Genomic DNA, 12,111 nt, shown 5'->3' on the forward strand with positions numbered 1-12,111 from the left:
CCCACCGAACAGGAACGACACACTCATGAGCATGACCCCCGAACAGGCCGCCTGGTTCCAGGGCACCTTCCAGCGTCTGGTCGACAACATCGACAAGGCGGTGCAGGGCAAGAAGGAGATCGTCGGCCTCGTGCTGTCGTCGATGCTCGCCGAGGGACACGTGCTGCTGGAGGATGCTCCGGGCACGGGCAAGACGAGCCTGGCGAAGGCGCTCGCGGCGACCGTGCAGGGCACCAGCGCCCGCATCCAGTTCACGCCCGACCTGCTGCCGTCCGACGTGACCGGCGTCACGATCTACGACCAGCAGTCGCACAAGTTCGAGTTCCACAAGGGACCGATCTTCGCGTCGATCGTGCTCGCGGATGAGATCAACCGTGCGTCCCCGAAGACGCAGTCCGCACTGCTCGAGGTCATGGAGGAGTCGCGGGTCACGGTCGACGGTGTCACGCACGAGACCGGGCGTCCGTTCCTCGTGATCGCGACCCAGAACCCGATCGAGCAGGCGGGGACGTACAAGCTCCCCGAGGCCCAACTCGACCGCTTCCTGATCAAGACGTCGATCGGCTACCCCGACCTCGCGATCACCGAGAGCATCCTCGCCGGAGCCTCGGACCGCAACCCCTCCGCGGGGCTCTCGGCCATCATCACGACCAGTGCCGTCGCCGACATGGCCGACCTCGCGGCATCCGTGCACGTCGAGCCTGCCGTGCTGCGCTATGTCGCCGAGCTGGCCGAGGCCACCCGCGGGGACTCCGCGATCCGCCTGGGCGTCTCGGTGCGTGGTGCGATCGCGATGATCCGTATCGCGAAGGTCTGGGCCGCGGCCCACGGACGCCATTTCGTGCTCCCGGATGACATCAAGACGCTGGCGCGACCCGTGTGGCAGCACCGACTGCTGCTCGACGCCGAGGCCGAGTTCGCCGGAACCAGCAGTGACGCGGTCATCGCCCGCGTGCTCGACGCTGTCGCCGCACCGCAGGCTCGAACGGCGGCCTGATGACCGCGGAGGCACTTCAGGCGCCGCCGGCGCAGACGGAACGCGACGCCGGATGGCGTGACATCGCGGCCGTCATCGGCGCGCGCGTCCTGACGCGCCTCCGACGCATCGCCGCAGCGGTCCGCCCGCTGGCGTGGGTGCTGCTGGCCATCGTGGTCGGCTTCTGGATCCTCGGTCAACTCGCCGGATGGTCGGAGTTCACGGTCGCTGCGGTCGTGATCGCGATCACGCTCGTGCTCTGCTCCCTGTTCCTGATCGGGCGCACGGCCTACGACGTGTCGCTCGACCTCGCCCGCACCCGTGTCGTGGTGGGGGAGCGGGCGGTCGGTGCGCTGACCCTCGCGAACCGCGGAACGCGAGCGATCCTGCCCTCCCGCGTCGTGCTGCCGGTCGGCGCGGGGCGCGGCGAGTTCGGCATCCAGCGTCTGGCCGCCGGCGAGGAGGCGGAGGAGCTCTTCGCGATCCCCACGCAGAAGCGCGGGGTCGTGAAGGTCGGGCCGGTCAGCGTCGTCCGCGGTGACCCGCTCGGGCTGTTCGAGCGCGCGCACCGCCGTGACGACCCCGTCGACCTGTACGTGCACCCGCGCACGGTGCTGTTCGACGGCCAGTCGCTCGGATACCTGCGCGATCTCGAGGGTCTCCCTGCGGCAGACCTCTCGCGCGACGACGTGTCGTTCCACGCACTGCTGGAGTACCAGCCGGGCGACGACCTGCGCCACGTGCACTGGCGCTCCACCGCGCGCACCGGCACCATGATGGTGCGTCAGTACGAGGAGACCCGACGGTCCCACTTCGTGATCGGACTCTCCCGTTCGTCCGGCGACTACGCCTCGGACCAGGACTTCGAGCTCGCGATCTCCATCGCCGGCTCCATCGGCCTGCGCGCGATCCGCGATTCGCAGCGGGTCGACGTGCGGGTGCAGGGCCGTGAACTCGCCGCCGGCACCGGAAAGCAGCTGCTCGATTCGCTCGCCGCGATCGAGGAGAGCAGGCCGCGTGAAGGAGGGATCGCGGAGTTGGCCGGTGTGCTCTCCCGCACGATGCCGCTCGCGAGCGTCGTGGTGCTGGTGTGCGGCTCGAAGGTGCGCACCGATGATCTCCGCCTCGCCTGTTCCCGCCTGCCCTATGGCGCGCGCGTCCTCGCCGTGGTCGCGGACGGCTCCGTGTCGTCGCCGGCGCTGCAGCGCATCGGAGAGGCCGACGTCGTGACCATCGGCGCGCTCGCGCAGGTCCCCCTCGCTCTGCAGAAGGTTCTCGCATGACCGCTCCGGCCCCCGCGTCCCCCGTGCTTCCCGTGCGGCGCTGGATCCTCGATCTCGGCGCGACGACCCTCCTGGTCGCGGTCTCGCTCATCGGCTTCTGGCCGACGTTCGGCGGCCCCTCGTTCCTTCCCGCCGTCGCCGGAGGCATCCTCCTCGGTCTCGCGATCGCGGCCGTCGCCGCCTGGCGCCGCTGGGGCATCCTGATCACGACAGGCCTCGTGCTCGCCGCGTACTTCGTCTTCGGCGGTGCGCTGGCGCTGCCGCAGACCACGATCATCGGCGTCGTCCCCACGCTCGACACCCTGCAGCGCCTGGTGCTCGGCCCTGTCACGGCGTGGAAGCAGCTGCTGACGACCGTCGCGCCCGTCGCCGCGAGCGACGGGCACCTGCTCGTCCCGTTCCTTCTCGCGCTGGTCGTCACCGCCCTCACGGCGTCGCTGGCCCTGCGTCTCTCCCTGGTTGCCTGGGCGTTGATCCCTGCCGCGGCGCTGCTCATGCTGGTGATCGCCCTCGGCACACCGGAGCCGGCCTTCCCGATCGTGCAGGGGCTGGTCTTCGCGGTGGTCGCTGTCGCCTGGCTCGCGCTGCGCCAGATCTGGGCGCCGCAGAACGCCGCGGTCTCGGTCAGCGATGTGGACCCGTCGCGCGCCGCGCACATGCGCATGCGTCGGCTGCTCGCCGGCGTCGCGGTGCTGGCGATCGCGGGCGGAGCGGGAGTCGCGACCAGCGCGATCGCCGCGCCGGCGGAGAGCAGGCACGTCTTCCGCGACGTGATCATCCCGCCGTTCAACATCCGCGACTACCCGAGCCCGCTGCAGGCCTTCCGCAAGAACGTGAGGGACGAGGTCGAGAAGACCCTCTTCACGGTGCAGGGGCTGCCCAAGGGGGCGCGGGTCCGCACGGCGGTCATGGACCAGTACGACGGCATGGTCTACAACGTCACCGACGGCGGTCCGACGTCGTCGAGCGCGTTCACTCCGCTGCGTTCCGACATGTCGCCGGATGCCGAGGGCGTCCCGGTCACCCTCAAGATCGCGATCGAGGACTATCGCGGCGTGTGGATGCCCACGGCCGGCGCTCTGACGGACATCGAGTTCGACGGCGCCCGCGCCGAGGAACTGCGTCGGAGCACCTACGTGAACACCGCGACGGAGACCGCCGTCGCGACGCCCGTGCTGAAGAAGGGCGATCAGTACACGGTCGACGCCGTGATGCCGAACGAGTACACCGACGAGCAGCTCGCCGAGTTGGCGTTCGGGACCGTCCCGATGCCCAAGCAGAGCAACGTCCCGGAGGAGCTCACCACTCTCGCCGCGGAGACCGTCTCGGGTGCGGAGACCGCGATCGAGCAGGCCAGGGCTCTGGAGACCTTCCTCTCCGAAGGAGGGTTCTTCAGCCACGGCCTGGAGGGCGAGGTGTTGTCGCGCGCGGGCCACACCGCTGAGCGCATCTCGACGTTGGTCGGCGGCGACCAGATGATCGGCGACGACGAGCAGTACGCCGTGGCGATGGCGCTGCTCGCAGGAGAGGTCAACATCCCCGCCCGCGTCGTGATGGGGTACTACCCCGAGGAGGAGCAGGCGGGCGAGGCCGTGTTCGAGGCCACGGGCGACAACGTGCACGCCTGGGTCGAGATCAACTTCGAGGGTGCCGGGTGGGTCCCCTTCAGCCCCACCCCGCCGGAGGACCAGGTCCCCAACGACACGAACACCAAGCCGCGGGTCGACCCGAAACCGCAGGTGCTGCAGCCGCCGCCCCCGCCGCAGGAGCCGGTCGATCTGCCCCCGACGCTGCCGGACGACCGCGAGTCCGAGGACGAGAACCTGAACCTCGCCGGGATCATCGGCGCGATCCTGCTCATCGGCGGGATCTCCCTCGCGATCCTCGCGATCCTCGCGTCGCCGTTCATCGTGATCGGAGCCTGGAAGGCCGCGAAGCGGCGTGCGCGTCGCTCGGCACCGCGGACTTCGGATCGGATCAGCGGCGGCTGGGACGAGCTGACCGACCGTGCGGTCGACTACGGCGCACAGGTCGGCGCGGGCGGCACCCGCGTCGAGGAGGCCACGGCCGTCGCGAGCAGTCTCGCTGTGCCGCAGGTCACCGCGTTGGCGGAGCGTGCTGATCGAGAGGTCTTCGGACCCAGCGATCCGACTCCCGAAGACGTCGACGCCTTCTGGCAGGAGGTCGACGGCATCGTCGGCGGCCTCGGCAAGGAAGCCGGTTTCTGGAAGCGGACGAGGGCACGGCTCAGCCTGCGCTCCCTGCTCGGGGGGACGGCGGTCTCGAACGGCCTGCAGAATCTGAAGGACGCCGCCACTGCGCGCGTGCGCCGCGAACCTGGCACGATCAAGAACAACACCGGCACGACGTCCACCTCACCCGAGAGCGAGACCCCATGACACTGCTACCGTTCGGCCAGGTCGCGCCGATCTCCCGGCGTGCCGTGGCGTACCTCATCGATGCGCTGATCGCCGGCGGCCTCGGGGTCGTCCTCGGTGGCGGCCTGCTGGTCGCAGCCTCGCTCGCCGGTGGGCTCGAGGGCACTCTGACCACGCTTCTGATCGGCGGGCCGATCGTCAGCCTGGTGCTGCTGGCCTGGTTCGTCGTCTACACGCTGATGCAGGCGGGCAACGGTTCGATCGGCATGCGTGCGCAGGGTCTGCGCCTGGCTTCGGCGATCGACGGAAAGCCGTTGGGCTTCGGCCGTGCGCTGCTGCGCAACGTCATCTTCGGGCTGGCCGGCGCGATCGTCGTCGGCTACTTCAGCCCGTTGTTCGACGGCTCCGGACGCTTCCAGGGATGGCACGACAAGGTCGGGAACGCGCTGATGCTGGATGCCCGTGCGGAGGCGCCCGCGTCCTCCGTGCCGTCGGCACCGGCCGCGGGAGTCCCGGCGTCGCTCGCCTCCGGAGCTCCCGGATCCGCGAGCTCCGCGGCTCCCGTCGTCCCGGGCCTCCCGCACCCGGTGCCGCGCACGGGCGCGCCGTTCGCTCCGCCGACCGCCGCCTCGGCGCCCGGTTTCGGGCAGCCGACTCCTCCCGCGCCCGCCGCGTCCTCGCCGCAGCCGGTCCCCACCCCGGCCGCATCCGCACCGGCACCCGCTGCGCCTCCCGCGCCCGCCGCGCCTGCGGCCCCGATCCCCGAAGCGGGCGACCTGATCGCCTTCGTCCCCGGGATCACACAGGACTCCGCCCCTGCTCGCGTGGCACCGGCACCCGCGCAGACGCCGCCGGTGTCCGCGCCTGTCGTGCCGCCCGCACCGGTGATCCCTGCTCCGGACGCTCCCGCCCCCGCAGCACCCGAGCCGGCGCCGGCTGCTCCTCTGGCCTCGCCCGCGACCGCACCGCCGGCGGCCGCACCTGCCGCGGCTTTCGAGGCGGAGGAGTCCGACATCGAGGACACCCGCATCAGCATCCCCGGTCACCGTCTGGTGTTCACCTGGGACGACGGCACGCGCGTCTCGGTGTCGCGCCGCACGATCTTCGGCCGCAACCCCGCCCCGGAGGACGGCGCGATCATCGTCTCGGTGCGCGACGAGACCCTGTCGCTCTCGAAGACGCACTTCGAAGCGGCCGCCGAGGTCTCCGGCGGCTGGGTGCTCGACCGGCACTCGACCAACGGCATGACCATCGTGCGCGAAGGCCAGCGGATCGCCTGCCCCGCCGGGCAGCGTGTGCCCGTGCGACTGGGGGACGCCATCGAGATCGGCGACCGCATCGTGACGATCGGCGGCTACGCGTGAGGCCGGGGCTCGTCGTCTCGACCGGTTCGGCGACGCATCCGGGGCTCCGGCGCGCGCTGAACGAGGACGCGCATCTCGCCGGCGCGCCGGTGTTCATCGTCGCCGACGGCATGGGCGGCCACGAGGCGGGGGAGCGGGCCAGTGCCACGGTGATCGCCGAGTTCGCGCGCTTCATCGGTCGATCCGCCCTCGAGCTCGACGATGTGCGTTTCGCGCTGTCCCGGGCCCGCGAAGGGGTCGAGGAGCTCTCGACGTCGGGCAACGGCCGGGCCGGCACGACTCTGAGCGGCGTCGTGATCGCCTCCGTCGACGGTATGGGCTACTGGCTGGCCCTCAACATCGGGGACTCGCGCACGTACCGCCTCGCCGACGGCGAGCTCGAGCAGGTGAGCGTCGACCACTCGGTGGTGCAGGAGCTGATCGAATCGGGCGAATTGACTCCCGAGGACGCGCTCACCGATCGGCGCCGGAACATCATCACCCGGGCGATCGGCGCGAGCAGCACGGGAGACGCCGACTACTGGATGTTCCCCGCCGAGTTGGGTGACCGGATCCTGGTGTGCTCTGACGGGCTCACCTCCGAGGTGTCCGATGACCGCATCCGCGAGGTCCTCCACACCACGTCCGATCCGCAGGCGGCGGCGGACGTGCTCGTCGCGGACGCCGTGAGCGCCGGAGGCCGCGACAACATCACGGTCATCGTCGTCGATGCCGTCTCGGTCGCCTCGCGTCCCGGGACGCTGCTCGAGACCGACACGGACATCGACATGGACACGCGTCCGCGCGAAGCTGCAGGAGGGGTTCACTGATGCAGACCATCTACCGACCGGGGACCTGGTACCTGATCGTGATTCCGGGCGCGCTGGTCGCCCTGCCGCCGGATGTGCCCGGGGATGTCATCGACCGGCTCTGGGCGCAGCTGCCGGCGCAGAAGACGCTGGCGACCGTGGTCGACGTGCTCACCACGCAGGCCGGCGGTTCCTTCTCCTCCCTTCCGCCGTTCGCCGCGGCCGTGGCGGAGGGCGACGATGTGCGCATCGCCCTGCGCGGCGGCGTGGTCGCGCGCGTGAGCACGGCTTCCGGGGAGTCCCACGACCTGTCGGGTGCGGATGTGACGACCTGGAGCGAGCGCTTCGTCGGTCGCGCGACACGCATCGAGATCACGGTCGAGGAGACCGCATCCGGCGCGGCATTGCCCGCCCAGAGCGGGGTCGTCTGCGCCTCCGCCGTGAGCGCCGAGCTCGAGCCCGGTGACGCGGCGGCGCTCACGGCGGCTCTCGGCCCGGCGCCGCAGATCGACGCGACGACGTCCGGAGTCTCCTCCGCGGTTCTCGGAGGCGGCACGGTGCCCGCGCTCGTGCGGTTCGGTGGGGGCGCGGCGCCCGTCGCCATCCCCGCCGCGGCACCGGTCGTCGGGTCTGTGCCGGTTGTCGGGTCTGTACCGGTCGTCGGGGCTGTGCCTTCCGTGTCCGCGGACTCCCCCGCGCGTGCGGATGAGTCCGATGCGCCTGCGCCGCCGGAGCCCGCCGTCACGGAGAGCGCGTCCAAGGGATCCCTCCCCGTCGTCGCGTCGGTCTCCGACCCCGAGCCGGTGATCGAGCCGGAGCCGGTGATCGAGCCCGAGCCGGTGATCGAGCCGGAGCCGGTGATCGAGCCGGAGCCGGTGACCGTGCCCCCGTCCGACACGGAGACCGACGGGGTTGCCGTGATCGAGTCGCTGCTGAACGCGCCGGAGGTCACCCTCGCGCCGCCGACCGATGAGGACTTCGACCAGATGTGGGGTGCCACGGTGCACTCGGTGCCCGCTGTGCCCGGTGCCCCGGTGCCTCCCGCCGCGGCGGGGGACCACGACGGCGCGACGATCTCCGCCGCCGAACTGCGCGCGCTGCGTCAGCAGGCCCCGGTCGCGGATGATGTGCCCACCGCCGTGCTCCCGGTGTCGGATGCGCCGCTGGCCGGTCGCATCCGCGTCTCCACCGGGCAGGTCGTCGCGCTCGACCGCACCGTGATCATCGGTCGTCGTCCGCGTTCGACCAGGGCGAGCGGCGCGAACCTGCCGCACCTCGTCGCGGTCGAGAGCCCCCAGCAGGACATCTCGCGCAGCCACCTCGAGGTGCGCCCCGAGGGCGACACCGTCGTGGTGATCGACCTGCACACGACGAACGGATCGACGCTGCTGCGTCCCGGTGCCGACCCGATGCGGCTGCACCCCGGCGAGCAGACGCTCGTGCTCTCCGGCGACGTGGTCGACCTCGGTGACGGCGTGACGGTCGCCTTCGAGGATCTGCCGTGAGTCGTCGCCCCTCTCCGCCACCCGAACTCCCCGGCTTCACGTATGTGGAGCCGTTGGGCACGGGGGGCTTCGCCGATGTCTTCCTCTATGAGCAGGAGATGCCGCGTCGTCGTGTCGCCGTGAAGGTGCTGCTCGCCGACCGCATCTCGAGCGGCGCTGCGCAGGAGTTCACCGACGAGGCGAACGTCATGGCGATGCTGTCGACGCACCCCGCGATCGTCACGATCTATCAGGCGGGGGTGGCCGGAGACGGCCGTCCGTACCTGGTGATGGAGTACTGCCCGCGGCCGAACCTCCAGCTGCGCGCTCGCAAGGAGCCGTTCTCGGTGGCCGAGGCGCTGCGCGTCGGTGTGCAGGTCGCCGGAGCCGTGGAGACGGCGCACCGCGCCGGAGTGCTGCACCGAGACATCAAGCCGGCCAACATCCTGGTCACGGAGTACAACCGGCCGGCACTCACCGACTTCGGCATCGCCTCGACGACCGGTGCGACGGGCGAGGCATCCGGCATGTCGATCCCGTGGTCACCGCCGGAGTCGTTCGCCGAACCGCCGCAGAGCGGCCCGCGCACCGATGTCTGGGCGCTGGGGGCGACGCTGTACACGCTGCTGGCCGGGCGGTCTCCGTTCGAACGGCCGGGGGAGCGCAACTCGAGTGCCGACCTGATCGAGCGCATCGAGCGAGCGGCATTGCAGTCCCTCAACCGTCCGGATTCCCCCGAGAGCCTGCAGCGTGTGCTCGACCGCGCCATGGCGAAGAACCCGAACGACCGGTTCCCGAGCGCCGTCGCCTTCGCTCGCGCGCTGCAGAAGGTCCAGATCGAGCTGTCGCACTCGGTGACGCCGATCGACATCGTCGACGAGCACCCTTCGCAGGACGAGCTCGAGGATGACGGCGACGGGTTGACCCGCGTGCGCGAGATCGTGAGCATCGACCCCGATGCCGCCTCGTTCACCCGTCCGTCCGCGGCCACGCAGCCGCGCGGCCCGCAGTGGGCACCCACCGAGATCCCCCGCTTCGACGCCCCCGCCGCCGCGGAGCCCGCGGTCGAGGCCACGCAGATCCGTCCGCCGCGCCCGGTGACTCCGGCCCCCGACGTCGAGGAGCGTACGATCCTGCGCGCCCCGATGGTGGTCGCCCCGGATGCGGTCGCATCGTCTCCGGCTGCGCCCTCCGTGCCGGGGACGCCCACGCCCCCTCCGCCCGCGGGCGCGAGCACGCCCCCGACCGCGCCGCGCAGCCGCAAGGGCCTGTGGATCACGCTGATCGCCGCCGGCATCGTGCTGATCGTCGGCGGCATCTTCGGTCTCAACGCGCTCGTGGCGGGTATCGCTCCCGAGCCGAACCCGCAGGCCTCGGAGGAGACGGTCGATCCGCAGGATCCCGTGTCGGAAGCGGTCCCCAAGGTCGCCGATCTCGTGGCCACCCGTGACGGGGATCAGGTGACGTTCACCTGGACCAACCCCAGCCCGCTCGAGGGCGACAGCTATCTCTGGACCAACCTGGACCCCGCGGGTGATGGCGCCGTGAACCAGGTGCAGGACGAGACGGCGACGGTCACCGGAGCGGGGCAGGTGTGCATCGAGGTGATGCTGCGCCGTGCGAACGGCACGGCGTCCGACATGGTCAAGGCGTGCGGATGAGCGCCGCAGCGGGCGTCACGGTCGAGTTCGCGGGGGAGTACTTCCCCGTGAGCGCCGGAGGGCGATTCATCGTGGGGCGCGAGGGCGACCTCGAGCTCGACGACAACCTGTTCCTGCACCGGCACTTCCTCGAGATCGCGGATGCCGACGGGCTGTGGTGGCTGTCGAACGTGGGGACGCGACTCACGGCGACGGTCACCGACTCGGCCGGCGGGGTGCAGGCCTGGCTCGCGCCCGGAGCTCGTCTTCCGCTCGTGTTCGAGAAGACCACGGTGGTCTTCAGCGCGGGACCCACCACGTACGAGCTGACCCTGCATGCCGCCGAGCCGACGTTCCGGGCGACCAAGCGCGAGCACGACGACGGCGGGGCGTCGACGATCGGCGACATGCCGCTCACGCTCAGCCAGCGCCTGCTGATCCTGGCCCTCGCCGAGCCGCAGCTGCGCCGCGACGGGACGGGCATGAGCGAGATCCCGACGTCGGCGAAGGCGGCCGAACGTCTCGGCTGGACGGTCACGCGCTTCAACCGCAAGCTCGACAACGTGTGCGACAAGTTCGACCGCATCGGCGTTCCGGGGATGCGGGGCGGTCAGCGCAGCTTCGCCACGAACCGGCGAGCCCGGCTCGTCGAGCATGTGATCGCCTCACGCCTGGTGTCCCGAGCGGATCTTCCGCTGCTGGACGCCTCCCACGATGAAGAAGCAGAAGGAGAGCAGGAGTGATCTGGGAGATCGACGATCACGCTCCTGAGATCGAGGGACTCGACAAGAACGGACGGCCCGATCCGGCGTACGCCGCTTCCCTCGGCCTGATCATGGCGGGCCGCGGGGCCCGCGTCGGAGCGGCGCTGCTGGAATGGGCCGTGGCGGTGGTCATCGCCCTGCCGGCGATCATCGCGTTCACCCCGGTGCTCGCCGAGATCGTCTCCGGCGGTTTCGATCCGGAGGCGTTCTTCGCGCGCTCCGACCTGGTGTGGCTCATCGTCGCCGCCGCCGTCTCCCAGGGACTCATGATCGCGTACACGGTGGTGCAGCTGGTGTTGCACGGCCGCAAGGGCGTCACGCTCGGCAAGGCGGTGTGCGGCATCCGCTCCGTCAACGTCCGCACGCTCGAGCGGCCGGGCTTCTGGCGCGGAGCCGTGGTGCGATATCTGGTCGCGGGCGCGTCGTTCCTGATCCCCGTGATCGGACCCGTGCTGGTGATCGCGCTCTCGCCATTGTTCGACATCGAGCGTCGAGGTCGCGGGTGGCTCGATCTCGCCGCCGCCACCTGGTTCGTCGATGTTCGTCACGGCCTCAACCCCTACGACCCGAAGCGGATGCGCATCGCGCGCAAGCGCGTGAAGACCCCGGAGCATGAGGAGAAGGCACCGCTGCCTTCGCTCGCGACCCCGGTCGACCGTGACGCTCCCGCCGAGTACGTGCCGAGTGCGCGCCTGTCGGGTGGCGTGATCGGCGCCCACCGGGGCGGCACTCCGACCCCGGCCGCCCCGCAGGCGGAGGGAGCCGTCGCAGGAGCGGTCGTCTCGTCCGTGCCGCCGTCTCTGGCGACGGGAGCAGCCCCGCCCGCAGCCTCGGCGCCGAGCTTCGCGCCGCCTGCCGCCGCACCTCGGCCTGCGCCGGATCCCGTCCCTGCGCCGACTCCTGCGCCGACTCCTGCCGCTCCGGCGGCGTCGTTCGCGCCTCCTGCGGCCGTCTCGCCGCCGGCATTCGCGCCACCGCCCGTGCTGCGTCCGGCAGCCGCCGCTCCGGCAGCGGTGCCGGCGCCTGCATCGGCACCGACCCCGGCAGCAGCGACCCCGGCAGCACAGACCGCCGCCGCCGCTCCCGCCGGCACCCGTGCCGTGCTGATCCTCGACTCGGGAGAACGCATCGAGGTGCGAGGCACGACACTGTTCGGGCGCGCGCCCGCTGCCGCCGCCGGCGAGGGCGAGGCGCAGCTGGTGCGCGTCGCCGACGACACCCGCTCCGTCTCCAAGACGCACCTGGCCGTGATGCCTGCGCGACGCGGCGTGTTCGCCGTCGACCGTGCATCGACCAACGGCAGTGCGATCATCCGCGACGGGATCGAGACCGCGCTGGTCGCCGGTCATCCGGCGGAGCTGCGGATCGGTGACACCGTGCGCTTCGGCGACCGGCTGCTGACGGTGGAATGGGTATGACCGCACACGATGAGAC

Annotated in this window: 9 protein-coding genes; all 9 read left to right on the forward strand. The window is 71.4% G+C overall.

What is annotated here, in order from left to right; translation table 11 throughout:
* Positions 1-25 precede the first annotated feature (25 nt).
* Genes FB560_RS19095 through FB560_RS19135 form a run of 9 tightly spaced genes read left to right on the forward strand, consistent with a single transcriptional unit; the run spans position 26 to position 12,095 of the window.
* Complete coding sequence (locus tag FB560_RS19095; protein ID WP_141874292.1) at positions 26-997, forward strand: AAA family ATPase; 972 nt, start codon at positions 26-28, stop codon at positions 995-997.
* The gene (locus FB560_RS19100; RefSeq protein WP_141874293.1) at positions 997-2,259 is read left to right on the forward strand and encodes a DUF58 domain-containing protein; all 1,263 of its coding nucleotides are present in this window, start codon (positions 997-999) and stop codon (positions 2,257-2,259) included. Before FB560_RS19095 ends, FB560_RS19100 begins: the two co-directional genes overlap by 1 nt.
* Positions 2,256-4,658 (forward strand): transglutaminase family protein, encoded by a 2,403-nt coding sequence (locus FB560_RS19105; RefSeq protein ID WP_141874294.1) that lies wholly within the window; start codon positions 2,256-2,258, stop codon positions 4,656-4,658. The genes FB560_RS19100 and FB560_RS19105 overlap by 4 nt, the downstream gene beginning before the upstream one ends.
* Positions 4,655-6,001 carry an RDD family protein gene (locus FB560_RS19110; RefSeq protein WP_141874295.1) on the forward strand — a complete coding sequence of 449 codons (1,347 nt, stop codon included), beginning with the start codon at positions 4,655-4,657 and terminating at the stop codon, positions 5,999-6,001. Before FB560_RS19105 ends, FB560_RS19110 begins: the two co-directional genes overlap by 4 nt.
* On the forward strand, positions 5,998-6,810 hold the full coding sequence (locus FB560_RS19115) for a PP2C family protein-serine/threonine phosphatase (RefSeq protein WP_141874296.1): 813 nt from the start codon (positions 5,998-6,000) through the stop codon (positions 6,808-6,810). The genes FB560_RS19110 and FB560_RS19115 overlap by 4 nt, the downstream gene beginning before the upstream one ends.
* Positions 6,810-8,294: an FHA domain-containing protein gene (locus tag FB560_RS19120; RefSeq protein WP_141874297.1), complete on the forward strand. Its 1,485-nt coding sequence runs from the start codon at positions 6,810-6,812 to the stop codon at positions 8,292-8,294. The genes FB560_RS19115 and FB560_RS19120 overlap by 1 nt, the downstream gene beginning before the upstream one ends.
* Positions 8,291-9,934, forward strand: coding sequence for a serine/threonine-protein kinase (locus FB560_RS19125; RefSeq protein ID WP_141874298.1), 1,644 nt, complete (start codon positions 8,291-8,293; stop codon positions 9,932-9,934). Before FB560_RS19120 ends, FB560_RS19125 begins: the two co-directional genes overlap by 4 nt.
* The gene (locus FB560_RS19130; protein ID WP_141874299.1) at positions 9,931-10,656 is read left to right on the forward strand and encodes a hypothetical protein; all 726 of its coding nucleotides are present in this window, start codon (positions 9,931-9,933) and stop codon (positions 10,654-10,656) included. The genes FB560_RS19125 and FB560_RS19130 overlap by 4 nt, the downstream gene beginning before the upstream one ends.
* A complete protein-coding gene (locus FB560_RS19135) occupies positions 10,653-12,095 on the forward strand; it encodes an RDD family protein (protein WP_141874300.1) in 1,443 nt (480 codons plus the stop codon). The genes FB560_RS19130 and FB560_RS19135 overlap by 4 nt, the downstream gene beginning before the upstream one ends.
* Positions 12,096-12,111: the final 16 nt, after the last annotated feature.

The organism is Microbacterium saperdae (assembly GCF_006716345.1).
Taxonomy (GTDB): Bacteria; Actinomycetota; Actinomycetes; order Actinomycetales; family Microbacteriaceae; genus Microbacterium; species Microbacterium saperdae.